The sequence below is a fragment of the Chitinophagaceae bacterium C216 genome (assembly GCA_028485475.2).
GTDB lineage: Bacteria > Bacteroidota > Bacteroidia > Chitinophagales > Chitinophagaceae > Niabella > Niabella composti.
Genome location: CP144143.1, coordinates 2933935 through 2959994, shown reverse-complemented (window position 1 = coordinate 2959994; position 26060 = coordinate 2933935). Strand labels below are relative to the sequence as shown.

At 38.9% G+C, this 26060-nt stretch carries 14 protein-coding genes; 12 read left to right on the top strand and 2 right to left on the bottom strand.

Annotated elements, in window-relative coordinates:
- The first annotated feature begins 43 nt into the window (after nt 1–43).
- The 12 genes from PIECOFPK_RS12725 (at nt 44) to PIECOFPK_RS12670 (ending at nt 23703) form a co-directional block, all read left to right on the top strand.
- Entirely contained in the window at nt 44–1747 is a 1704-nt protein-coding gene (locus PIECOFPK_RS12725) for a RagB/SusD family nutrient uptake outer membrane protein (RefSeq protein WP_330973900.1), read from the top strand.
- A gap of 91 nt (nt 1748–1838) precedes the next feature.
- Nucleotides 1839–3437: a hypothetical protein gene (locus PIECOFPK_RS12720; protein ID WP_409966062.1), complete on the top strand. Its 1599-nt coding sequence runs from the start codon at nt 1839–1841 to the stop codon at nt 3435–3437.
- Between the two features lie 30 nt (nt 3438–3467).
- Nucleotides 3468–5036: a glycoside hydrolase gene (locus PIECOFPK_RS12715; RefSeq protein WP_409966061.1), complete on the top strand. Its 1569-nt coding sequence runs from the start codon at nt 3468–3470 to the stop codon at nt 5034–5036.
- Between the two features lie 5 nt (nt 5037–5041).
- A complete protein-coding gene (locus PIECOFPK_RS12710; protein ID WP_409966060.1) occupies nt 5042–7846 on the top strand; it encodes a sugar-binding domain-containing protein in 2805 nt (934 codons plus the stop codon).
- 9 nt (nt 7847–7855) lie between these two features.
- Nucleotides 7856–9118: a glucuronyl hydrolase gene (locus PIECOFPK_RS12705; protein ID WP_409966059.1), complete on the top strand. Its 1263-nt coding sequence runs from the start codon at nt 7856–7858 to the stop codon at nt 9116–9118.
- A complete protein-coding gene (locus PIECOFPK_RS12700) occupies nt 9115–11151 on the top strand; it encodes a polysaccharide lyase family 8 super-sandwich domain-containing protein (protein WP_409966058.1) in 2037 nt (678 codons plus the stop codon). The genes PIECOFPK_RS12705 and PIECOFPK_RS12700 overlap by 4 nt, the downstream gene beginning before the upstream one ends.
- 16 nt (nt 11152–11167) lie before the next feature.
- The gene (locus tag PIECOFPK_RS12695; RefSeq protein WP_330973906.1) at nt 11168–11875 is read left to right on the top strand and encodes an SGNH/GDSL hydrolase family protein; all 708 of its coding nucleotides are present in this window, start codon (nt 11168–11170) and stop codon (nt 11873–11875) included.
- 21 nt (nt 11876–11896) lie between these two features.
- Nucleotides 11897–13093, top strand: a complete 1197-nt coding sequence (locus PIECOFPK_RS12690; RefSeq protein ID WP_330973907.1) for a glucuronyl hydrolase — start codon at nt 11897–11899, stop codon at nt 13091–13093.
- Nucleotides 13094–13282: 189 nt separating this feature from the next.
- Nucleotides 13283–16057 (top strand): sugar-binding domain-containing protein, encoded by a 2775-nt coding sequence (locus PIECOFPK_RS12685; RefSeq protein ID WP_409966057.1) that lies wholly within the window; start codon nt 13283–13285, stop codon nt 16055–16057.
- A gap of 14 nt (nt 16058–16071) precedes the next feature.
- On the top strand, nt 16072–18837 hold the full coding sequence (locus PIECOFPK_RS12680; RefSeq protein WP_409966056.1) for a sugar-binding domain-containing protein: 2766 nt from the start codon (nt 16072–16074) through the stop codon (nt 18835–18837).
- A gap of 160 nt (nt 18838–18997) precedes the next feature.
- Nucleotides 18998–20338 carry a sugar porter family MFS transporter gene (locus tag PIECOFPK_RS12675; protein ID WP_409966055.1) on the top strand — a complete coding sequence of 447 codons (1341 nt, stop codon included), beginning with the start codon at nt 18998–19000 and terminating at the stop codon, nt 20336–20338.
- Between the two features lie 38 nt (nt 20339–20376).
- Nucleotides 20377–23703: a DUF5107 domain-containing protein gene (locus PIECOFPK_RS12670; protein WP_409966054.1), complete on the top strand. Its 3327-nt coding sequence runs from the start codon at nt 20377–20379 to the stop codon at nt 23701–23703.
- A gap of 50 nt (nt 23704–23753) precedes the next feature.
- Here the strand turns inward: PIECOFPK_RS12670 and PIECOFPK_RS12665 are convergent, their stop codons facing one another.
- Together PIECOFPK_RS12665 and PIECOFPK_RS12660 are read right to left on the bottom strand one after the other, a co-directional pair.
- Nucleotides 23754–25595, bottom strand: a complete 1842-nt coding sequence (locus PIECOFPK_RS12665; protein WP_409966053.1) for a hypothetical protein — start codon at nt 25593–25595, stop codon at nt 23754–23756.
- 29 nt (nt 25596–25624) lie between these two features.
- Nucleotides 25625–26059, bottom strand: a complete 435-nt coding sequence (locus PIECOFPK_RS12660; RefSeq protein WP_409966052.1) for a GPW/gp25 family protein — start codon at nt 26057–26059, stop codon at nt 25625–25627.
- Between the last annotated feature and the right edge of the window lies 1 nt (nt 26060).

Here is a 26060-nt window from a genome sequence, read left to right as displayed (position 1 = left end):
CATAGACGTAAAAGTTTTGAATTAATTAATAAAAAGTAGACCGATGAAATATATAAAAATAATCTGCGGCCTTTTAATGATAGCAACGCTTGCAGGTTGTAGTAAATTTTTGGATCGGGAGATTGAATCGAATTACAAGGAAGAGGATGTCTTTGTGAATTATGACCGAATACAACAGGCTGGCTTCGGGGTATATGCTTTTTTGTATAACCGATTTGGTTTTAGTCGTATTCAAAATGCTATGTTAGCTTCAGCTTCTGATGAAGCAGATCATGCAGAACCTACTGCAGATATTCACAAATTTAATACAGGTACATGGAATGCTGTGTCTAATCCTGAGGATTGCTGGGCGCACTTTTATCAGGGGATTCGTAGGGCCAATTTATTTTTAGAGAAGTCAGTAGATTATAAACAAATTATTTATCGCGATACTACAGATCCTGCTAATAAAGCTACTTACGAAGCCAATGTACAGGATATCGCTTGGTTACGTGCTGAGGTGAGAGTGCTAAGAGCGCTATATTATTTTGAGTTAATAAAAAGATATGGTGGTGTACCTATTGTAGATCGTACCAGTTATACAGATGAAGAGTTGACGCAAAAGCCTAGAAGCACTTTTGATTCTTGCGTGAATTACATTGTTAGAGAATGCGATGAAGCTTTTCCTGAACTAAAAGACACTTGGGTAGGTTTTTCTTCAGAGAAGTGGCGTGGTAGAATTACAAAGGGCGTGGCGCTGGCACTTAAAGCACGAACATTACTATATGCAGCGAGTCCCTTGCACAATCCTAGTAATGATTTATCAAAGTGGGCTGCAGCTGCTGAAGCAGCACATAAAGTAATTGAACTGGGAAGATATGCGTTGCATAATAACTATCAGGGATTATTCCGTTTGGGTAATGGAGCTGATGGAAATCCAGAGGTGATTTTTGCAATACAGGCCGGAGCCTCTAACACGTTTGAGCGTTTAAACTACCCGGTTGGATATACGCAGGGGGGACAGGGAAGTACTTCTCCTTCACAAAACCTTGTAGATGCCTATGAAATGAAGACTACCGGGATGATGATTAACGAACCTGGATCAGGATATGATCCCGCCAATCCTTATGCTAATAGAGATCCCAGACTGGGATATTCGATCCTAACCAATAATGTTACGTTCAAAGGGAGACCTGTAGAGCCTTGGGTAGGGGGGCTTGATGGCTTAGGAAAGCTAAGAGCTACTACTACAGGTTATTATCTCAGAAAGTTTGTTGATGAAAGTTTGAACCTAGAGCAGAATACTAGCAGTGTTCATGTATGGATTTTATTTAGATACGCGGAAGTGTTACTGAATTATGCGGAAGCTATGAATGAGGCCTATGGACCTGAAGTGACACAAGGGTATTCTATGACAGCCAAGATGGCCGTGGATTTGGTGCGGCAGCGTCCGGGTGTGGCCATGCCTGTATTACCACCGGGGCTTTCACAAGAAGAGATGCGGGAGCGTATTCGTAACGAACGGAGAGTAGAGTTGGCATTCGAAGAGCATAGATTTTTTGATGTGCGTCGTTGGAAAATTGCTAGCATAACGGAAAATATGCCTATCATGGCCATGCGTATTGAAAAAAAATCCGACGGCACTTTCGATTATAAGGTAGTAAAAGCGGAGGATCGCATATTCTACAATAAGATGTATTTATATCCTATACCTGAAGTGGAAGTATTAAAAAGTAAAGGAGCCTTGCAACAAAATCCTGAATGGTAGTTGTGCTCTCATTACCGATCGACCACAATTAATGTGAGATAAGGTTAGTGGATAAATTATATAATTATTATAAGTAGTAAATAATTGAAATATGAAAATATTGCCTTGGCTTTTTGGCTGCATCCTGTTACTTTTTGGTGCTGTATCCTGCGATAAGGTAGTAACATTTGGCGATAGTGAACAACTACCTTTGCCACAATTAAGCAGTTCTGAAGCACAACTTCTATGGATCGGTCCAGATTATAAGCTTGCTGTGAATATGAGTGTTTCCGATAATGAAGGGATTCATTCTATTCGCATAAAGAATGGAGAGTGGAGACTAGATACAACAATTGAATTAAACGGCCCAGCTTTGTATACTATTAAAGATACTTTTAACGTGTCTAAAGATGTAAACCGAACAGAGCATGTGCTGGAGCTCATTATTACTAATGCTAAGGGAGGAGTAGTTAAGAAGAATATTGCCGTTGAAGACTTATCGTCAGAGAATTTAATTCCAGGTTACAATCCGGATATACTTCCTCCAGATATTGTGTTGCTTAAACCTACTACTACAAAATTTCTTGGATTTTCTCCCCAGCCTATATCTATAAATATTGAAGCAGATATTACAGATCAGGAATTAGAACGGATTGAAGTGAAGGTATGGGGAGAAGCAGTAGATGGAGAGGCCATAGAACATTCGGAAATTATTGAGTTTGCCGATATTGCTGATAAGAGTCAGTATCATTACTTAAAAGATTTTTCACTCCCTGGTGGTAAAGTAGGACAGTATCAGTATATTGTACGTTCCATAGACGCTAGCGGTAATAAGAAAACAGTGGGAGGCACTATTTCTGTAGGGTTAGTGGATCGACTCTATCTTTCTGATGCCAAGAATCAAAATGAAGTGACAGCTCAAGGTTATGATCATTATGGTGGTTGTAGAGGCATCGGTACAATTTATTCAATGAAAAAACAAGGCGCTAATACTTTTTTGATCGACTACTATTATACAGGTGAGAAGAATATTCGATTCATTGCATTTATTGGGAATGATAAACCATTTAATAATACCGGAGGCAGTCAGGCTGGAATCAATTATTCTTTAACTGGAGAGAATGTCGCCGCATTGCATAAAAGTCAGCCAGGAACAATTACCACAAATCTTGATGATGCTAGTTTTGGCTTGCCTTCGGACGATCCGGGTTATTATCACATAACGGTGGATATGTCTCAGCGTACTATTACTGCTACTCGATATAACCCCACCTTGCCTGTAGATCCTATAAAATATCCTGGTTGGTCAGATAGCGCTCCGTGGGAATATATGTCTGTGACAGGTTCTACAGTCGATGGTGGCGCAGGTGGTTGGACAGAAGTAGCCACTTCTCCTAAATTGATGCGGGATAGTCAGAATAAATATTTATTTAAGGGCACTTTTAAAACAATAGGTAGTTCTTCCAATATGAGTTTAAATGCACCATTGGCTGTTACGGGTGATGATGTATGGAATAAAGGATGGTTTCGTTTAATTGCTGCCCGTGCTGCGATGGTCGACGATTATGGAGATCCTGTTACAATTATTGGTCCCGTAGGGGCAAGTTCAGGTGGAGCAAACTGGGGCTTTTCTACGTCTCCTGCTGGAACATATGAAGCTTCCTATGATTTAATTCTTAATCGGCTGAGATTGGTTCGAATTGGGCCCTAATGCCTTTGTTAATCATTAAACGAAAGTAGGTTGAAAAATAAGAAACTGGGGTTGCTGGCGATGATAATAACAGCTTCCTTTCATTTAGCATGCGATAAATTAAGTAAGGAAATAAATGATGATTCGCTTAATCATAAAATTATTGTGAATGTAGTTCCCTCCAGGGAAATGCAGACTATTCACAGTTTTGGAGCTTCTGATTGCTGGACTGCGAAGTTTGTTGGGGAGTGGAATGATCAGCAAAAGAAAGATTATATAGCTGATCTTCTCTTTAGCATGGATACTTTGGACGATGGTAGTCCTAAAGGTATTGGATTGTCTTTATGGCGATTTAATATTGGTGGTGGAAGCTATGAACAAGGAGTTTCCAGTAATATTACTGATGAGTGGAGAAGAGAGGAGTGCTTTTTAGATGCAGACGGTAATTACGACTGGAATAAACAGAAAGGACAACAATGGTTTCTGCAAGCTGCAAAAAAGAGAGGTGTTTTATATACGTTAGGTTTTTCTCTTACGCCACCCGTCTTTATGACAAAGAATGGTAAGGCCTATAATGGAACTGATCAGCCTAATTTGAATATTCAGCCTGGTAAGATGGGCGCCTATGCTGATTTTTTGGCTTCCGTAGCGCGATATTTCCAATTTGATTATTTGAGCCCTGTAAACGAGCCTCAATGGCAATGGGGTAATGCGACAGGTGGCAGCCAGGAAGGAACTCAGGCTACTAATGCTGAGGTAGTGGCATTAGTGAGAGAGTTAGATAAGCGAATGCAACAAGAGCATACCAAGATTATTATTGCTGAGGCCGGGCAATGGAACTTTTTGTACGAAAGAAACGAGGGTAACAGAGGCAATCAAATCGAGGTGTTTTTTTCAAAAAAATCTCCATTATATATTGGAGACCTTTCACAAATAACTCCAACAATCACAGCTCACAGTTACTTTACTACTTGTCCAGATAATGAGCTAGTGAAGGTAAGAACTGCTGTACGGGAGAAGATTAATGAGGTAGCTCCTTCATTAGATGTATGGCAAACAGAATTTGGTATATTAGGTAATATTTGCAATCAGTTCAAAGGCGCTCCCCGAAATACCGGTATTGATTATGGATTATATGTGGCTAAGGTTATTCATCATGATCTAACTATAGCTAATGTCAACTCTTGGCAGTGGTGGTTGGCTATGAGCCCTTATGATTATAGTGATGCGTTGGTTTATATCAATGCACCTTCTGGTAATATCAATATCGCAGATTGTAAAAATGATGGTAAGGTGTCTACATCGAAACAGTTATGGGCGTTCGGGAATTTCTCCCGTTTTATCAGGCCGGGGATGAAAAGGATACATCTGGATGTGGCTGATAAGCCAAGTGCAGGTTTCTGGATTTCAGCATACAAAGAAGTAACATCTCGAAGAGTTGTTTTGGTTGCTGTGAATACGAGGAGTGAAGAACAGGTAATAAAAATTCAAGGTGTGGAACAAAATATTGATTTATATACTACGGATTATAATAAAGATCTCAAAAGATCAAATGGAGTTTCTGATGAAGTGGTTATCCCCTCTAAATCGGTAGTAACGATAGTTGGAACTTACTCTTAGTGTGTATGCTTATGTATTTAATAGCTCAAATAAGAATACTATTTGTTAGTCTGATATTCCTTATGGGCATTTCTTACTTTGTAAATGCTCAGCACACTACGACTGGTAAAGCATCTGTTTCACTGGCTGGGATCTGGAAGTTTAAAATGGATCCATTTGAAGCCGGAATCAGTGCCAATGGAGTACAACTATTACCTTCTCTTGCCGAAACTGTTATACTGCCAGGCTCAACAGACCAAAATCACAAAGGGTATAAAACGCAAACTACTACTTCTTTAAGACTTACACGACCTTATGAGTATAAAGGAGTTGCATGGTATGAAAAGGAAGTCTTTATTCCTGAAAACTGGAAAGATAAAGAGATTGAATTGTTTCTGGAACGGACTCATTGGTTAACCGAATTGTGGGTGAATGGCAAGCATGCAGGGAAGCGAGAAAGCTTATCTACACCACATCGATATCTTATTACTCCATTATTAAAAATAGGAACAAACAATAAGATACTATTGAAAGTAGATAATGATAGAATATATAATATTGAATATGCCCATGCCATCAGTGAAGAAACACAAACTAATTGGAATGGCATTATCGGACAAATAATGCTGAATGCTTTTGATAAGGTGAGTATAAGGGATGTGCAAGTGTATCCTGATCTAGCTAGAAAGGAAGCGAAGCTGCATATAAATATTCTAAATACAACTACACAAAATATACAAGGTGGTTTACAAATTAATGGAGAAACTATTAATGTGGATTCGTCAATAAAGATTCCCATATCCCATATATCTTTTGGGGGTAAGGATTCCTTGATGATTCTGGATGTAACGGTTTCGTTAGGAGAGCGTGTTCAAACATGGGATGAGTTCTTACCAGCTCTTTATCGTTTACAGTTAAATCTGCATGCTGTTGCTGCGAATAGCAAGTTTAGTGATAATTATGAAGTGAAATTTGGAGTTCGTTCTATAAGAACTAGCGGGACAAGATTAGAATTAAATGGGAAGCCTCTTTTTATTAGAGGAACTGTTAATTGTGCAGAGTTCCCAATAACCGGTTATCCTCCCATGGATAAAGAGGCATGGATGCGTATTTTCAAAACCTGCAAAGACTACGGGTTGAATGCAATGCGCTTTCATACATGGTGTCCTCCTAATGCTGCTTTTGAGGCCGCTGATGAGTTAGGTGTTTATTTGCAAGTCGAAAATGCTGATTGGCGGTTTACTGTAGGAAAAGATAGCTTGGTAAATGCCTTTTTGAGAAAAGAGTCTGAAGATATTTTAAGAACTTATGGTAATCACCCCTCGTTTATCATGTTTTGCGAGGGCAACGAGCTGGTAGGCCCTAAAGTAAAAGAGTTTTTGTCGGAGCAGGTTTCTCATTGGAAAGCCATTGATTCTCGCCGTCTTTATACCGGTAGTGCAGCATACCCTTTAGTGGATGAAAATGATTATCATGTTCTGTATGGACCTCGGCCACATCGTTGGAAAGAGGGACTAAATAGCAGGTTTAATAAGCAAGCATTAAATACGCTGTATGATTACTCAGACTATGTAGCCAAGCATCCTATACCTATTATTACACATGAAGTGGGACAATGGTGTTCTTATCCCAATTTTGAGGAAATAGAAAAATATACCGGAGTATTAAAACCGTATAATTATGAATTATTCAGAGAACTTCTGCGTGATAAGCATATGCTTGATCAGGCTCGAGACTTTATGATGGCTTCGGGGAAGTTTAAAGTAATTCAAAATAAGGAAGAAATTGAGTCTTATTTGCGTACTCCAGGTATGGCCGGTTATCATTTTTTACAATTGAATGATTTCCCCGGACAAGGAACCGCACCTGTAGGATTAGTAGATATTTTCTGGGATCCTAAACCATTTGCAAGCGCAAAAGAAATTAATCGATTTCAAAATAAGAGCGTTTTATTATTAAGAACGGAATCCTTTACTTGGACCTCTGATCAGGTATTCAAAGGTACTATTCAGATTGCTAACTATGATAGCGCTGTCATCCGCTCTGCACATATTCAATGGACATTTGAGCTGCCGGATGGTAAAATATATGCATCCGGTTCATTTGAGGGTATGGATATACCTATTGGTAGTCCTTTTACATTAGGAGAGATTAAAGTACCGCTCTCCGATATTGAGCAGGCTGTACAAATGAGATTCAATGTAAGTATTGCTAATACGGATTGCAGTAATCATTGGGATGTGTGGGTATACCCTGCGCGTTTACCTGATGTTGCTATGCAAAAGGTTATGATAGCTGACTGGTGGGGTGTTTCGGTGGAACGATTTTTAGAAAAAGGGGGTAGTGTATTATTACTTGCCGATACTTCAAGAATAATTACGGATGTTGTTCCAGGCTTTTCGGGTATTTCCTGGAATACGGTTTGGTCGGGCATGCCCCCTAATTTGCTAGGAATTCTATGCGATCCCGGTCATCCTGCACTCAGATATTTCCCTACAGAGTATCACTCTAATTGGCAATGGTGGGATATAGTTTCTCATTCCAAGCCTATGGTTTTAGATCATTTCCCTTATGGATTTAAACCGCTTGTACAATTGATCCCCGATTGGAATAAACCACAAAAGATAGGAATTGTATTTGAAGTAAGGGTAGGGAAGGGGAAACTATTAATTGTAAATACTGATCTAAAGCATCATCTTTCTAAACGACCTGTAGCGAGGCAGTTACTATATAGTTTAAAAAAATATGTAGCAAGTGATGATTTTAATCCGGAGACATCGGTAGAACTAAAGGAGCTACGTTTATTGTTTGAAAACAAAGCTGTCAAATAAAAAGTTGAGATGGAGAGTATCCAGATGAAAGCTATTATTGTATTATTAACTTTCCTGTGTTCTTCGAATGCTAAGGGACAATGGAATGCACCTCGTAAAGAAGTATTGAATATTGTACAAAACGCCTTAATGACGTCTGTTGAACAATACCATTATTTGATGCAACAATTACAGCCCGACCAGTGGCCCAGGACATATGAAAATGGTAAGGTGTATACTGTCAGTAATAAGGCGTGGATTTCTGGTTTTTATCCCGGTACATTATTGTATCTGTACGAATTTTCAAATGATATGGAGTTGTGGAAGGCGGCGCATCAGAAATTACAAAGAATGGAAGATTTGCAAAACATGACCGAACATCATGATCTCGGCTTTATGATGTATTGCAGTTATGGCAATGCCTTTCGTCTTTTCCCGGATAGTGTGAGATATAAGGAAATTTTAATACAGTCGGCAAAGTCTTTAGCTACACGATTTAATCCTCGTGTAGGATGTATAAAATCTTGGGATAGTGTATTGTCGCTTGATAAGAAAAGAATGTTGAAGTTTCCTGTAATTATTGATAACATGATGAATTTGGAGCTTCTCTTTTTTGCCTCCAAAGCTACGGGAGATCCTTTTTTTAAAAAGATAGCTATTAAGCATGCTGAAACCACAATGAAAAATCATTTGCGTCCTGACTTTAGTAGTTACCACGTTGTGGATTATGATGAGCATACCGGTAAAGTAAAGAGCCGTGAAACGCAGCAGGGATTTGCTGATAATTCTACTTGGTCGCGTGGACAAGCTTGGGGAATTTACGGGTTTACCATGGTGTACAGAGAAACGAAGGATCGGAGGTTTCTCCATACTGCTTGTAAAATGGCGGATTTTTTCCTGAATCATAAAAATCTTCCATTGGATAAAATTCCCTATTGGGATTTCAATGTAGGCCAAGTAGGGTATAATCCTCAATGGAATTATAATCCTTCACTTTATAAGGAAATACCGAGAGATGCTTCTGCAGCAGCAATTACGGCTTCAGCCTTAATAGAGCTGTCAGGATATGTAGAGAAGCGCAAAAGTTTGATATATCAACAAGCTGCAGAATCGATACTTACCTCATTGTCTTCTCAAAATTATAGAGCCACAGTTGGTAGTAACGGAGGCTTTATTTTAAAACATGCATCAGGAGGAGTTCCGGGAAATGTCGAAGTTGATGTTCCGTTGAGTTATGCTGATTATTATTATATAGAAGCATTGATGCGTTATGCTCAATTAAAGATAAGATGATTATGAGACGGTGTTTTTTTTCAATATATGTCATTCTGATATTATTTAGCTTGCTTTTTGCCTTCTCTGGTTATGGGCAAAGCGATACTATTATCAATAGATATCGTAGTTATTTATTACAGATAGATACTACAGATATTGCATATGTACAAAAGTTGCATAACTCTATAAGACCGGATGGGACGTGGTCGGATATTAACTATCAGGATACAGAACCTGCGGCTTGGAATGTGTCTGAGCATTTGAAAAGACTGCAGGCGATGGCTACTTTATTTACTAAACCTAATAATGCACTTTATCAAGATGTTTCTTTATTACGGTCTATCGAAAAGGCTATAGATCACTGGACTGAGAAGCGCTATCAAAGCTCAAACTGGTGGCATAACCAAATTGGGGTGCCGCGTTATATGCGAGATATTATTATCCTGCTTCGCCATTATTTAGATGATAATAGATGGCAAAAAGCATTGTCGGTCATGGCACAGCTACAAGTGAATGATCATTATCTAGCCGGTAACCTAATTTGGTGTGCTGATCTTGGCTTGCATTATGCAGCACTCACTGATGATTTACAGCTGATGCAGCGTTGTAGAGACCTCATAGTCAAAGAAGTCAAGATAGGAAGAGGAGAAGGAATACAACCCGATTACAGTTTTCAACAACATGGTGCGAGACTGCAGATGTACCAATATGGCAAGGCTTATATCTGGGAAAGTCTACGGATAGCCTGGCAGTTGCGAGGTACTAGTCTTGCCTTTCCTGATGAGAAAGTACAGATATTAACAGATGTTGTGTTGAATGGTTGGCAATGGATGGCCAGAGGAATATATACGGTTCCTGGCACAATGGATCGTTCTTCATCAAGAAAAGGAGAATTGAGAGCTGCTGATATCAGGCCTCTTATCCCTTTTATTGTAGCAGTGAGTCCAGAAAGAAAAAGGGAATTGATGGAAATGAATGCCGTGATGAACCAAAGTCGTTCGCTGAAAGGATTCCGTTATTACCCATTTTCCGATTTTGCAGCATATCATAGACCCGAATTTAGCTTTTTCCTGAAAACTATTTCAACACGTACATTACCTACAGAGTCTATTAATCGTGAGAACCTAAAAGGAAAACTCCTGAATAGCTGTGATGCTTACTTGATTAGAACAGGAGAAGAGTATACGGACTTAATGCCTGTATGGGATTGGAATAGGCTTCCTGGCGTTACTGCGTTTCAAGGAGCTCATGCTATAGAGCGTAAAGAATTTGTAGGAAGCGTTAGCGATGGAGTGAGTGGGGTATCTGTAATGGATTATGTAATTAAAGACAGTATAGGGAGGCAAAAATTATCGGCGAAGAAGCTATGGGTGTGTTACGAGGATTTCATTATTTGTCTTATAGCTGGCATAAAAGATGAGCAAATTCCTGGGCGTATATATACAGCAATAGATCAGTGTAGATGGCATGGTAGTATTGCTACCGACCTCAACAGTATTGAATTGTCTGAGGGGACACATGTGCTTCATGGTGTATCGTGGGTTTATCATAACGGTTTTGCATATATCCTTCTTGAGTCTTCTGATATGGAAATTCAGTTAAAATCAGTTACAGGAAGCTGGCATGATATTAATAGAGCAGAATCTAAAACTGTCATTACAGAAAAAGTATTTACACCCGTTATATACCATAATTCTAAGGAGAATAATGCGACAGGATATGTTTTGACTAGAGCTAATTCAACGGCTGCAGTGAACAAATTAGTAAGACGACCTCATTGGAGTGTTATTTCAAATGATGAGAATGTCCAGGCCGTGCACTTAAAAAAGAATGTATTAATGGCAGCTTTTCATAATGCGGGAACAGTACCGTATAAGAAAGGAAAAATTAATGTTGATAAAGCTTGTCTAATGTTAGTCAAAGGTGGTAAAATTTATATAAGCGATCCTACGCATAAAGGTGCGACGGTGACGATTACAACACATAGGCACGCAAAAACGATAGCACTTCCTAAAGATGGAAAAACAATTATAATAGAAAACTTACTTTAATAATAAAAGCGATAAAATGATGCTAAGGCTGTGTGTTTCTATATTTTTGCTGGTATTAAGTAGTAGTTTCTCAGCTTTGTCTCAAGCTGACTCCAAGGTATATCTTAAGGATATTAAGGAAGAGTTTCAGAAGCAATGGCCCAAAAATCGAACTATTAATTTAGTATTTCATGGACATTCGGTTCCCACAGGTTATTTTAGAACACCCCATGTACATACGTTAAGTGCTTATCCCTTTTTGACCTTGCAAAAACTGAAAGAACGTTATCCCTATGCGGTAATTAACTGTATTACTACATCTATCGGTGGAGAAAATTCCGTACAAGGTGCCAAACGCTTTAAGAAAGAGGTGCTATCTCATCGTCCAGATGTTTTATTTATTGATTACGCATTAAATGATAGAGCCATTGGGTTAGCGGCCTCTCGTAAGGCAATGGAACAAATGATTGCTACTGCTTTAAAGCATAACATTAAAGTTATTCTTCTTACACCTTCTCCCGATTTAACGGAAGATATCAGAAGTCCCAATGCTGTATTGCAACAGTTTACAAAGCAGTTAATAGAATTGGCTGAAAAATACAAAATTGGTTTGGTAGACAGCTATGCTGCATTTCGTGAATTGGCACTGAGTGGTAAGAATATTAATGAGTATATGGCTCAAAGCAATCATCCTAATCAAAAGGGGCATGAAATAATTGCTGAACAAATTATTTCATTTTTTTAATCTGAACTTAAAGACTTTGCAATGAAAAAGATATCTGTTCTATTAGCTTATGTATTGTTAATAACTAGCAGCATTATAGCGCAGCGCCCCGCAGTAAGCAGGAAAGTATTTAAACTATTTGATAAAAGTTTAAAGGAGTCTGCACAGCAATATAGGTTTATGATGCAACGACTAGAAGCCGATCGTTTTCCTGTTAGCTGGAAAGAAAAGGAAGATCGGTTGACTACAAGTGGTTCGGAGCCATGGGTGGGAGGCTTCTATCCCGGCGGATTATTGTATCTGTATGAGTATACCGGCGATAGCATTTTGTATCATGAAGCTTTGCGAAAGATGAAAATTCTTGAAAAGGAGCAATACAATAAGACTACGCATGACTTAGGCTTTATGATGTATTGCTCTTTTGGTAATGCAGATCGTTTATCGCCACAATCTTCTTATAAAGAAATAATTCTGAATAGTGCTGCATCACTAGCCAGCCGTTTTAATGAAAAGGTAGGTTGTATTCGTTCTTGGGATTCAGATCCTGGACGTTTTATGGTGATCATTGATAATATGGTTAATCTAGAATTATTATTGGCTGCTACTCAAATTTCAGGAGACTCTAGCTATTATAAGATAGCAGTAACCCATGCTAATACTACACTTCGGCATCACTTTCGACCTGATTTTAGTTCCTATCACTTAGTGATTTATGATCCTCATACCGGAAATGTGCAAAAGAAACAAACAGTGCAAGGCGCATTTGATGAATCTGCTTGGGCAAGAGGTCAAGCGTGGGGATTATATGGATATACTTTAATGTATCGAGGAACCAAAGATGTGCTTTATTTAAAACAAGCCAAGGGCATCGCAGATTTTCTATTGAATCACCCCAACTTGCCTAAAGATAAAGTTCCTTATTGGGATTTTAATGCTCCCAAAATTCCCTTAGAGCCGCGTGATGCATCCGCTGGTGCTATTATCGCCTCCGCATTAATTGAGCTTTCTGGCTATGTGGATAATAAGGATGGGAAGCGTTATCTTAAAGTAGCTTCAGAGATATTGAAGACACTGTCATCAGCCGAGTATAGGGCTTCTATTGGTACTAATGGAGGTTTTATCTTAAAGCATGGAGTAGGAAACTACCCTAGAAATGCAGATATAGATGTACCGTTAATTTATGCAGATTACTATTACATTGAGGCTTTGACCCGATTTATGAGATTGAAAAAGCAGTAACGTAATAAAATCTATCTTTTTCGAAAAATTAGCTATTCTCTTTTGTTGTTTTCCGAAATAGGTTTGAAGAGTAAATGATGATAGGTAACTGCCGGGCGCTTTTGTGCAAAAGTTCCTCTAGCTACATACGAAATGCTGAATTTCTTTATCAGATATACATTATTGATTGGCTTGCAATACTTGTGTACTGTGAGCTCTTGGGCTGTGGAAGAAAATACTACCATACGGCAGCGCATTAGCTTGCATGGTGCATGGGGATTTAGAATAGATTCATCTGGTATAGGGGTGCAAAATTGTTGGATGGATAGTATATTTTCCGAAACGGTTTCCTTGCCTGGAACGATGGCGTTATGGGGAAAAGGTATACCATTCCAGCAAGCAACTACATCTCATTTAAATAGCTTATCGCAATACACGGGAGCTGCATGGTATCAACGTCGTATTCATATTCCGGAATCATGGAGAGGAAAAGACATTTATTTATATCTAGAGCGCACTAAGGTTACTTCCGTATGGATAGATGATGTACTTGTGGGCTCAAGCAGTATTTTATCGGCACCACAATCATTTAAATTGCCAGATTATCTGGCTCCGGGTTGGCATACAATAACAATCTGTGTAAATAATAACCCTAAGCTAGTGCATGTAGGGGGATCTCATGCTATAAGTGAGCATACGCAAACTAATTGGAATGGTATTATAGGTGCCATATACTTGGAAGCAGTCAACAAGGAGAGGATAGAGGGAGTAAAAGTCTATACAGATATAAATTCCCGAAAAGCATTTATCAAGGTTATTGGACCGCCCGCAGCTTTTTCAAAGGCAAACAAACTCCAAGTTTCATTATATCCGTTTAAAAATACAATGGGGAACTTTCAGACAGTATCGTACGATTTAGATAATGCTTCTACCGATTCGATTTGCGAAATCGTATATTCTTTAGATAATAATGTTCAGCTGTGGAGTGAATATAATCCGGCATTATATCGATTGTCAATATCATTATTAAAAGGTGGTGTGGTGCTGGATGAAGTATCTATTATCACAGGTTTCAGAAGTTTTAAAGCAAAAGGCACTCGATTCGCGATTAATGATATTGTAACTTTTTTGCGTGGTAAAAATGAAAGTTGTGTATTCCCTCTAACAGGCTTTCCTCCAACAACTGTTGAGGAATGGCAGCGTATTTATCGAATTGCAAAGTCTTATGGGATAAACCATTACAGATTCCACTCTTACACACCTCCAAAAGCGGCTTTTGAGGCTGCAGATATAGAGGGGATTTATATTCATGCCGAATTGCCGAATTGGTCCGATTTTAAAGAAGGAGATACACTGTTCGCAAAGTATCAATTAAATGAAGGTAAGGCTATAATTGATGCTTATGGAAATCATCCCTCTTTTGTAATGCTTACTTTGGGTAATGAACTTGCAGGAGATGAAATTGTGCATAATCGATTGGTTTCGGCATTGAAGCATTATGATGGTGGGAGGAGGTTATACGCTTTTGGTACGAATGCTTTTTATAATAATCCTCATCCAGGACAATATGATGATTTTTGGACAACAATGCGAACTGGGAAGGAAACCGATAATGGTTTATTTGATGTTCGTGGCTCTTTTGCTACTACCGAGGATTTGAATAGTGGGATTTTGAATCATCAGTATCCGAATACTACCCGAAACTTTTCGGAGGCTATAAAAGGTTGGCATTTACCCATAATCTCCCACGAAATGGGGCAATATCAGGTGTATCCAAATTATGCAGAGATTCCAAAATATACGGGAGTGCTTAAGCCTTTAAATATGCAAATATTTAAAGAAAGACTACAAAAGGCTGGAATGCTTAATCAGGCTGACTCATTTTTCAAGGCCTCAGGAATGTTAACTGCACAGCTTTATCGCAGAGAAATTGAAATGGCCTTGGCAACTCCGGGACTTGCAGGTTTTCAACTGCTAGATCTGCAGGATTTTCCCGGTCAGGGAACTGCTCTTGTAGGCCTGTTAGATGCTTTTATGGAGTCTAAAGGTCTTATTGAACCATCTGTTTTTAGACAGTCTTGTAATGATATTACGCTACAAGTTTGTATGGATCGCTTTGTATGGACGAATGATGAATTGTTTAGGGCGAAAATTCAAGTAATAAACTTTAGTCCTCAAAATGTAATCAATAAAAAGATTCAATGGCTGATCGTCGATGAAAAGAAAAGGGTACTGGCAACTGATACAACTCGTATCTCCTCCGGGAAGGATTCCAATATACACGTTGGTGGGGACATTACATTTGTGCTTAAAGGAATTAGGCAGCCCTCACAGCTGGAAGTTAGAGTAAAAATACTAGATACAGATCAGCAGAATGCTTATCCCTTGTGGGTATATCCATCATCCCAATCATTAGATATACCACCATCAGTAATAATCGCAGAAAGTATTGATGAACAAATAAAGAAAAAATTACTAGCAGGTAGTAATGTATTACTATTCCCAAGACATGATATGATTGAAAGCAAAAGTGTTGGAGGACAGTACATATCAGAGTTTTGGAACTGGAAGGTCTTTAAGGAAGGAGCAGTACGTAATAAAAGGCCTGTGTCTGCAGGAACTTTAGGTATATTGACGAATCCACAACATCCCTTGTTTAAATATTTTCCAACTGATTTTTACACCAGCTGGCAATGGTGGTCTATAGTTAAGAATGCCAGACCTTTTATTTTGGATACCTTACCCAAGGCTTATCGGCCCCTCGTTCAAGTAATTGATAATATCGATAGGAATCATAAGTTGGGGCTTATTTGGGAAGTCAGGGTAGGAAAAGGGAGTCTTCTAGTATGTATGGCCCCCCTCAACGAGCTTCAAAATGATCCTGCAGCACGGCAGCTTTATTATAGCATATTGAAGTACATGGATAGTGCGGACTTTAATCCTACCTGGTCCATCGATATTAAACAACTGGAAACAATCTTATAACAAAAATAAAAACTATGATTGGTCAAAAGTTTAGGAGCTTCTTACTGATAATCGGTTGCTTGTTACTGACTTCTTTTATTTACGCCCAGCAAACTATTTCCTTGCAGGGGCAGTGGTATGTGAAGCTTGATAAAGAAGATGTTGGTATTAAGGAAGAATGGTATAAACTTGAGAAATTTGGTAATCCTATTCTACTACCCGGAACATTAGATGATGCAGGTATCGGCGAAAAAATACCTATGGATACTACACAGATGAATAAGGAGGTGTTAATTAAGCTTACTAGGAAGCATGCATATATTGGACCTGCTTGGTATACTAGAAAAATTACGATACCGGTTGGCTGGAAGCAAAAGAATATTCAATTGTATTTGGAAAGAGTTTTATGGAAAACCCAGGTATGGATCGATGGAAAAGAGATTGGATCTGAGGAGAGCTTAAGTGCACCCCATGTGTTTGATATATCAGATTATGCGAAACCTGGAACTCATATTCTTACAATTCGTATTGATAATCGTAAGCAGCATGAAATAACTTTTCAAAATATGGGGCATGCTTATACCGATGGTACACAGATCATCTGGAATGGAATAATAGGAGCATTAGAATTACAGGCTAGAGAGAAAGTGTATATTCATTCGTTGCAGGTCTTTTCGGATATCAAGAAAAAAACTATTGAAGTCAATACCTTGGTAAAAAATACGCTTCCTGTTGATCAAAGAGGCATACTTACAGTTCGTGTTTATCGGAAGGGCGGGGCATTAATTGCAACGAAACGTGAATCTGTGTTAATCAATAAGGCTTCTTCAGAGCATTTATTGAATGTATCGTTAGGAGATGGAGCTGCTTTGTGGGACGAATTTAATCCCCAACTTTATACTGTAGTGGCCCACCTGCAGCTGTCAGGAAGACAAACAGCTACTGAGTTTGCCACAGATTTTGGACTGAGAGCTATTAGTAAAGATGTTCAGCATATATATGTCAATGGAAGACCCACATTCCTTCGAGGAACACTAGAATGTAATATCTTCCCATTAACAGGTTATCCTCCTATGAATCAAGATGGATGGGTAAAAGTATTTCAAACTGCAAGAAATTATGGTTTGAATCATATACGCTTCCATTCATGGTGTCCTCCTAAGGCAGCATTTGAGGTTGCGGATTCTATGGGCTTTTATTTACAGATTGAATTGCCCTTCTGGAGTCTTGAGGTGGGCAAGTACCCCGAAACATTACGTTTTTTAGAGGAAGAAGCCCAACGTATTATTCAGCAATACGGAAACCACCCATCATTTTGTTTGTGGTCGATGGGGAATGAGTTGCAGGGGGATTTTGACTGGTTGACAGGGATGGTTACAAAGCTTAAAAAACAGGACCCTCGTCATTTATACACTTCTACTACATTTACATTTCAAAAAGATCACGGGAGGTGGCCTGAACCTGTAGATGATTACTTTATCACTCAGTATACCAAAAACGGTTGGGTGAGAGGTCAGGGGATATTTAATACACACTCTCCTGACTTTACAAAGGATTATATCGATGCGGTAAAAGGATTGCCGGTGCCTTTAATTACTCATGAAATTGGACAATATTCTGTGTATCCCCGCTTAGGTGAAATTGAGAAGTATACCGGAGTATTAGATCCATTGAATTTTAAAACCATCAGACATGATTTAAGAAAGAAGCAATTGCTACATCTTGCAGACTCTTTTACCCTGGCTAGTGGTATATTTTCTGCTAACCTTTATAAGGAAGAGATAGAACGCGCTTTGAAAACCAAAGGCATTAGTGGATTTCAATTGCTGGATTTGCATGATTTTCCTGGGCAGGGTACGGCACTGGTGGGTATTCTTGATGCTTTCTGGGATAGCAAGCAATTGATTACTCCCGAACGTCACAGAATGTACTGTTCTTCTGTAGTACCCTTGATTCGTTATCCCAAAGCAATTTATAGTAATAATGAAATTTTTGAAGCTCTTGCAGAGATCGCTAACTATAGTGCATCCTCATTAACGAATACTGTAGTGCAGTGCGTTATTAAAAAAGCTGATGGTAAGGTGGTCTATCGTACTCAATGGCACGCCAGTAAAATTGATATAGGAAGCGGTAATGAGGTAGGGCGTATATCTTTCCCCTTAAACCAGCTTAGCGAAGCAACACAACTTTCTATAGAGCTTTCTATTGAAGGTACTGCATATAAAAATCAGTGGAATGTTTGGGTCTATCCCAATAGTGTAGCGTTGAATGATGCTGATGTATTTTTTACGCGTTCAGTAAGTGATGCCTTGAAAATGCTGGAAGAAGGGAAGAAAGTTTTATTAAATCCGGATACTTCTACATTGAAAGGAGTGCAAGGTCGTTTTGCTACTGTATTCTGGAGCCCGGTACATTTCCCCGACCAGCCAGGTACTATGGGAATCCTCTGTAATCCAAAGCATCCTGCACTTAAATACTTCCCCACTGATTTTTATTGTGATTGGCAATGGTGGGACCTGATTACATCATCTAAGACGATGATTATTGACAATTTGCCGGAGATAACTCCCGTAGTACGCGTAATTGATAATTTCTTTAAGAATAGAAAGATGGCCAATGTAATTGAGGCGAAGGTGGGAGAGGGTAGCCTATTATTGACTTCCTTAAATATTGCAGATAAATTGGAGGAGCGTCCTGCAGCAAGACAATTACGTTATAGCTTACAGAAGTATATGCAGAGTAAGGCCTTCAATCCCTCGGTTTCTATAACAGTGGATGATTTAAGGGTATTAGTAAAGTAATGTGGGAGTGGATGCTTGTTATGTAATAAAGTCCATTTTTTTCCTAAAACGCTCCATTTTTTTGACCTTTTATTCTTACCAAATTTGCATAAGAGGCTACACATAGAAAAGGAATAATTGATTATGAATATTGAGTTTTGCTTGCTATAAAATTGCCATCATGATGAAGAAAGTTCAATACAACACGGCATATATTGTCAGAATTGCTTTTATATCGGCACTGGGGGGATATCTGTTCGGTTTTGATTTTGCCGTAATTGCTGGCGCATTGCCGTTTCTGAAGATTCAGTTTGGATTTGATGAGGTACAAGAAGGATTTGCAACTGCATCTTTGGCTTTAGGGTGTATGCTAGGATGTATTATAGCCGGAAGTATATCGGATCGGTTTGGACGTAAAAAAGGACTTTTACTGGCTGCTAGTATATTTTTTATATCCTCATTATGCATGGCCTTTTCTAATAGTAGTGCCCTGTTTGTTTTTTCTCGATTTGCAGCGGGGATTGGCGTAGGGATGGCTTCTGTTTTATCTCCTATGTATATAGCGGAAATTGCTCCGGCAACTATAAGAGGCAGAATGGTAGCTATAAATCAATTGACCATTGTTATAGGCATTTTTGTAACCAATTTGGTAAACTATTCTTTGCGAAATGTTGGGGAAGATGCTTGGCGGTGGATGGTGGGGTTAGGTGCAGTGCCTTCTGCATTATTCTTAATAGGTGTATTGTGGTTGCCTGAAAGCCCACGCTGGCTAGTGAAAGCCCAAATGTTTGATCGTGCAAAAGCTATCTTAAATAAAATCGGATATCCTGAAAATGAGATTTTGAGTACCGTAACGCAGATTAGGAATTCAGTTAATACAGACACCCGAATTGATTATGGCGCTATTTTCCGTAAAGCGGTATGGCCAGCCGTTATGGTAGGGATAGTTTTAGCTGTATTTCAGCAACTCTGTGGAATTAATGTAGTCTTTAATTACACCTCTAGCATTTTTGAGAGTGTGGGATTTACCCAAGATGACCAACTCAAGCAGACTGTATTTATCGGTTTGGTAAATATGATTTTTACCCTGATTGCAATGTGGCAGGTGGATAAACTGGGCCGTAAGCCTCTCATGTTATTTGGATCATTAGGACTTACGGTTTTATATGTAATCAGTGCATTATTGTTGCAAAGTAGATCAGCTACGGCATCATGGACATTACTGGCGGCCATAGGAGTATATGCAATGACATTGGCACCAGTAACTTGGGTATTGATAGCAGAAGTTTTTCCTAATAAAGTAAGGGCCGCTGCTACTTCGATTGCTGTATTAGCATTATGGCTCTCATATGCTGTGCTCACTTTTACATTTCCTATTCTTTCTAAGAATATGGGTACTTATACACCTTTTTATATCTATAGTGTTATTTGCCTTCTGGGAGCACTGTTTGTGTGGATGCGTGTCAAGGAAACTAAGGGTAAATCTCTGGAAGATATGGATGCCGTTTATGCCGGGCATTGATTTTTGATTGTTCATTTTAATAGTTCAAATAAGTTGTTATGGAAGTAAAAGCTTGGCAGGAGTTAGTGACTATTCCTACGTACAAGATTGGAGCTCCTGATAAGAATCCTATGTTTCTGGAGAAGCGCGTTTATCAGGGGAGTAGTGGAGTAGTGTATCCTTATCAGGTTATTGACAAAGTATATGATGAAAAAGAAGATAAACAATGGATTGGTTTGTTTATTGAAAATGAGTATTTGAAAGTAATGATATTGCCCGAATTAGGAGGACGTATCCAAATGGCTTATGATAAAACCAATGACTATCACTTCGTTTATCATAATCGCGTCATTAAGCCTGCATTGGTAGGCTTATTAGGCCCTTGGATTAGTGGGGGAATTGAGTTTAATTGGCCACAGCATCATAGGCCTACTACTTTTGATGCTACTGATTTTACGATTGTAGACAATAAAGATGGAAGTAAGACGATATGGGTGAATGAATACGAAAGGATGTTTGGAACTAAGTGTGCTTTGGGATTTACTTTATATCCGGATAAAGCTTACATAGAACTAGAAGCGAAAATTTATAATCGTACTCCTTTTCCTCAAACCTTTTTGTGGTGGGCAAATCCTGCTGTATCCGTTGATGAACACTATCAAAGTGTGTTTCCACCAGATGTAAATGCGGTGTATGATCATGGTAAACGCGATGTAAGTTCCTTTCCTATTGCTACGGGTACGTATTACAAGGTGGATTATTCTCCGGGAACCGATATCTCTATTTATACCAACATACCGGTTCCTACTTCATATATGGCAGTGAATAGTGCATTTGATTTTGTAGGGGGATATCATCATAAGAAGAAGGCTGGTATTATGCACGTAGCTAATCATTACATTAGCCCGGGTAAGAAGCAATGGACTTGGGGCTGCGGGGAGTTTGGTAAAGCCTGGGATCGTCAGCTTACTGACGAAGATGGTCCTTACTTTGAGTTGATGTGCGGTGTATATACCGACAATCAGCCTGATTTTAGCTGGATTATGCCTAATGAGGTGAGAGAGTTTAAGCAGTACTTCATGCCGTATAAAAATATTGGGTACGTAAAAAATGCATCGATCGATGCTATGGTGAATCTGGAATGTGATAAGGGTGCGGTTGATGTAAAAGTGTATGTAACTCAAGAAAGACCGATCACTGTTCGTTTACATCTGGATGATAAGATGTTGTTTGCAGAACATGTAATGCTGTCGCCTCATAGTAGTTTTGAGAAGCATCTTTCGCTTGACCCATCCATAGAGGAAACCCGACTTTTTGTAGAAGTATTGGATGATAAAGATAATGTGTTGATTTCTTATAAACCGGTTAAGCGAAATACCGAAGCAATACCTGATCCGGCAAAACCTATACCTGAACCCGAAGCTATTGATACATTAGAAGAGCTTTACCTGTCTGGCTTGCATCTGGAGCAGTATAGGCATGCTACTTATTCTCCTTTGGATTATTATCAGGAAGCTTTAAAGCGAGATGCTACAGATATTCGCTGTAATAATGCCTTAGGACTTTGGTACCTGCGTCGCGGAGCGTTTGATACAGCTTTGCCTTACTTGATCGCCGCTGTAGATAAACTGACAAGCAAAAATCCTAATCCGTACGATGGCGAGCCTTTATATAATTTAGGACTTTGTTATAAGTATTTGGGTAAGCTGAAGGAGGCAAAGGAATGGTTTTATAAAAGCACCTGGAATGCAGCCATGCAGGATAATGCATACCTTCAATTGGCGTACCTCAGTGCTAAAGAAAGATATTGGCAAACTTGTGTGGAGCATGCTGATAAATCTATTCTCAGAAATTATAAAAGCCATAAGGCGAGACATATCAAGGCAGTTGCTCTGCGAAATATGAACGAAATAGCAAAAGCTGAAGAGCTACTGAAGGAAAGTTTAGAATTGGATGTTTTTGATTTTGCTGCACGGTTTGAGCTCTGTTTGTTGCTACGTCAAAATGGTAAGGAATCTTCGGCAGTAAGCGAATTGCAGCAACTACGTACATTGATGCGTGATAGAAGCTATTCATATATTGAAATTGCTCTGCAATATGCTGATGCAGGTTTGTATGAAGATGCTATTGCGTTTCTCTCTTTAATGGCGGGTAATATTTCGGATCCTTTGATTTGTTATTATTTGTCTTACTTCTACTACCTTCTTTCCAATGAGCAAGAAGGTAGGCAGTGGTTGGGTAAAGCCTTCGAATTAAGCCCTGATGGAGTATTTCCTAATCGTATTGAAGATATTGCTGTTTTAAATAGTGCAGTGGAGAGAAATCCGGAAGATTATAAGGCTTTGTATTATTTAGGCAACTATTACTATGGGAAACGTCTGTATGATCTTGCGCGCGGTTGCTGGGAGCGTTCGTTGAGCATCAATCCTGATTTCCCAACAGCTAATCGCAACTTGGGGATTGCATATTATAATAAGTTCAACAAGAAAGAAGAGGCATTACATTTGTTTCAGAAGGCATTTGATGCCGATTCTAGCGATTCTCGCATATTGTTTGAACTGGATCAATTGAAAAAACGGTTGAATGTACATCCCAAAGAACGCCTTTCTTATCTTAATCAATATCCGGAACAAGTACGTGATCGCGATGATTTATTTATTGAGTATATAGGATTGCATACGCTATTAGGTCAATTTGAGGAGGCCGGTCGGCTCTTGAAATCCCGAAACTTTCACCCTTGGGAAGGAGGAGAAGGTAAAACGCCCCAACAGCATATTGTCATTCATGTGGAGTTGGCTAAACAGGCTTTAGACAATGAACAACTAGATTTGGCAAAGCAGCTATTGGAGCAGGCTACTATTTATCCTCCTAACCTGGGCGAAGGAAAATTGTATGGAGCCCAAGAGAATGATATTTATTATTGGTTGGGATGTGTGGAAGAGGCGAAGGGAAATACCGATGGCGCCCGCAAATATTGGCAAGAGGCATCTATTGGACTCTCTGAGCCAGCCCCCGCCATTTTTTATAATGATCAGCAACCTGATAAAATCTTTTATCAGGGCATGGCATTGCTAAAGCTGAAAAAACACAAAGAGGCTGAACAAAGGTTTAGACGATTGATTGAATATGGAGAACAACATATTAATGATGATGTAAAAATCGATTTCTTCGCAGTGTCATTACCAGATCTAATGATTTTTGATGATGATCTTAATATGAGAAACCGTATTCATTGTTATTATCTTATGGGGCTAGGTTATTTAGGTTTAAACGAGCTTAGTAAGGCTCACGAATATTTGGATAAGGTTTTATCGTTGGATGCGGCGCATATGGGAGCTACCATTCATAAGCAACTCGCATTAGCGGTACAAAAGGAGCTTAGATAAAGTTTAATATTGTAGAGATGATATTTAAGAAGGTGTATAATTAATGTTTGTTACTCCTTAGTTTCCTTTATGGTAATTGTAAAGGGATAAGCAAAGCAGCCCTCTGTTTCCAGTTGATAGCGAAGTTGCTTTTCTAAATAAGCGACTTCGTTATCACTAAAATTATGCTTTGATAGATATAATTGTATATCGATAAATCTAGAGAATCCTGAATTTTTACCGGGCAGTACATGCATGCTTTTCTGTACAGCTACTTTTTTCAATTGCGGGCCGAATAGCTCAAAACATAATAGTCGTATATCCTCCACACTAATGATTTTGCCTTTTGAGGTGAGTTGTCGTACAAGCATTTGCTTTTGTGCATAATCACTTAGTGTTTCTCTGCCGCCAATAGCAGTAGTTACTGAGTAGCAGGATGAAACCTCTGTGAGGCTGTGCTGAAAAGGCCTGAACTGTAAATGGGCTTTCACAAATCCGGCCTCCCGTGGTGATGTATTCCAGTAGGATACTTGAACGGTTTCGCCGGGGTTCTTGGATCGGAGCAAAACATACCTGAAGGAAGGTTTTTCATCTTTAGATAATTGAATTTGATCTTCTAATCGTCTAAGGATACGCGAAATCTCGTTTAAGCGGGAACTGATAAAATCATTACTGATTCGGCTGAAATAAGCACTTTCATCTCGTATGGCTTCTGTTAGGCTTTTGAGTGCATTGCGGATATCGGCGCTACTGCTTTTGCTGATACGAGCAGCACGTATAATTGCTTCGCCCTCTTCTACCTTATTATCATAATGGGCAGACTGTAAGCGATATTTCATTCCGTTGCTGCCTTCAATGCTGTGTATGTCTAGATAACTTCCATGGATAAGCAATGGAATAATATTGAGCCATTTTTCTGTTTTATGGTAAATTTTTTCCAGTTTACGATTGATTGCCGGAAATGCGTTTGCAACTATTTGTAAACGCTCTGTTACTTCTGGAGCAAAAGGTCGACCTAATTGAAAAGTGCCATATACGACATTAGGTGTGTGAATTTCTTGCTGCAGTTTTTCTGGAAGATTTTCTAGTAACGGATGTGGAGTTGTATTAGTACTTATAGGATCAGCCGATTCATCAATCGTGATAAACTGGTTGCGATAAATAGCTGCTGTTTCGCGCTGTAGTTTTAAAGAGTAATCGCTGTCTTTATTAAAAACATCTTTTAAAGTTGCTTCGTACTGAGTATTTTTATAATACCCCATATCAATGGGGGTAGGATTACCGTTAATCAGTAATTGTGTTTCACGTAAGGTGAAGTAAAAGTTGTGAGCTTCAGAATGACCTTTTAAATCAAAGAAAAACTGCAAGCCGGCAAGCGAGTTTACAGAGCCGTTAGTCTGCAATGCAAAATGAATTTCATGCGACATGAGATTATTCCCTTCATCGTGGATCAAGGTTTTCTTACCACTGTTGTCACATCTGTATAATTTCCCACCAATACGAATATGGCTCAGTTGTACATTGATTAATTTGGTCTCGCCTATAGGGGTAAAATTAATATCGGCATCCTTTGCTACTTCATCAGCCCGACTTACTCTTACAGTTGTGCTAAAATTGGTTTCGCTTTTTAATATTGCTGTATCACCATTGGGGCGTGCAGTAAGAACACAGGAAGCAGGTTTCGCATTCAGTAGCGATTGCGGCAGCATTACGGAAGAAAGCTCGTTAAGCAGATTATTCTGGATATCACGAATGCGATAGCCAATCTGTTCAATTTCTCCTGCTACCGCATCAAAAATTAGAATTAATAAGGGGTCAAAATTGGCTTCTATTTCATTTTCATCAAGATTCCATTGTTCAGCTGCTAACCGAACTAATCTGTCTTTTATCTGCTCCCTGCTTTCTGTTTTCATGAATTGAATGATTTATATGCTGGTATAGTTTAATCTAGGTTATAGGGGCTGATAAAGAAACCTGTCATGAATGTAAAAGGCTCCATGCTTCTTTTTATTTTCCCTTTTATAACGATTTCAATTTTCTTTTTCTGTATTTCCATGCCATCCAAGAACGCATTTGATAATCGTACATTTACATCAACAGCAACCTCAGTAATTCTTTTTTCATATAAGCTTATTTGAGTCTTTAGACTGTTGATGATCATTTCCCTACGAACATCATTGGCAAGATGCGTATCATAGTCGCTTTCCCAGAAGTGCGATCCATACAAAGGGTCGTTTTTATTTTCGCCTTGCATGGTAGTGATAAGTAAATGAAGGTTTCTATATACTGAGTCCAATAAATTGCAAGATTGTAGTTTTTTATTTTCAAAAAACTGTTTAAAACGTATTGGCAATTTCAGATATGTAATATGGGCCATC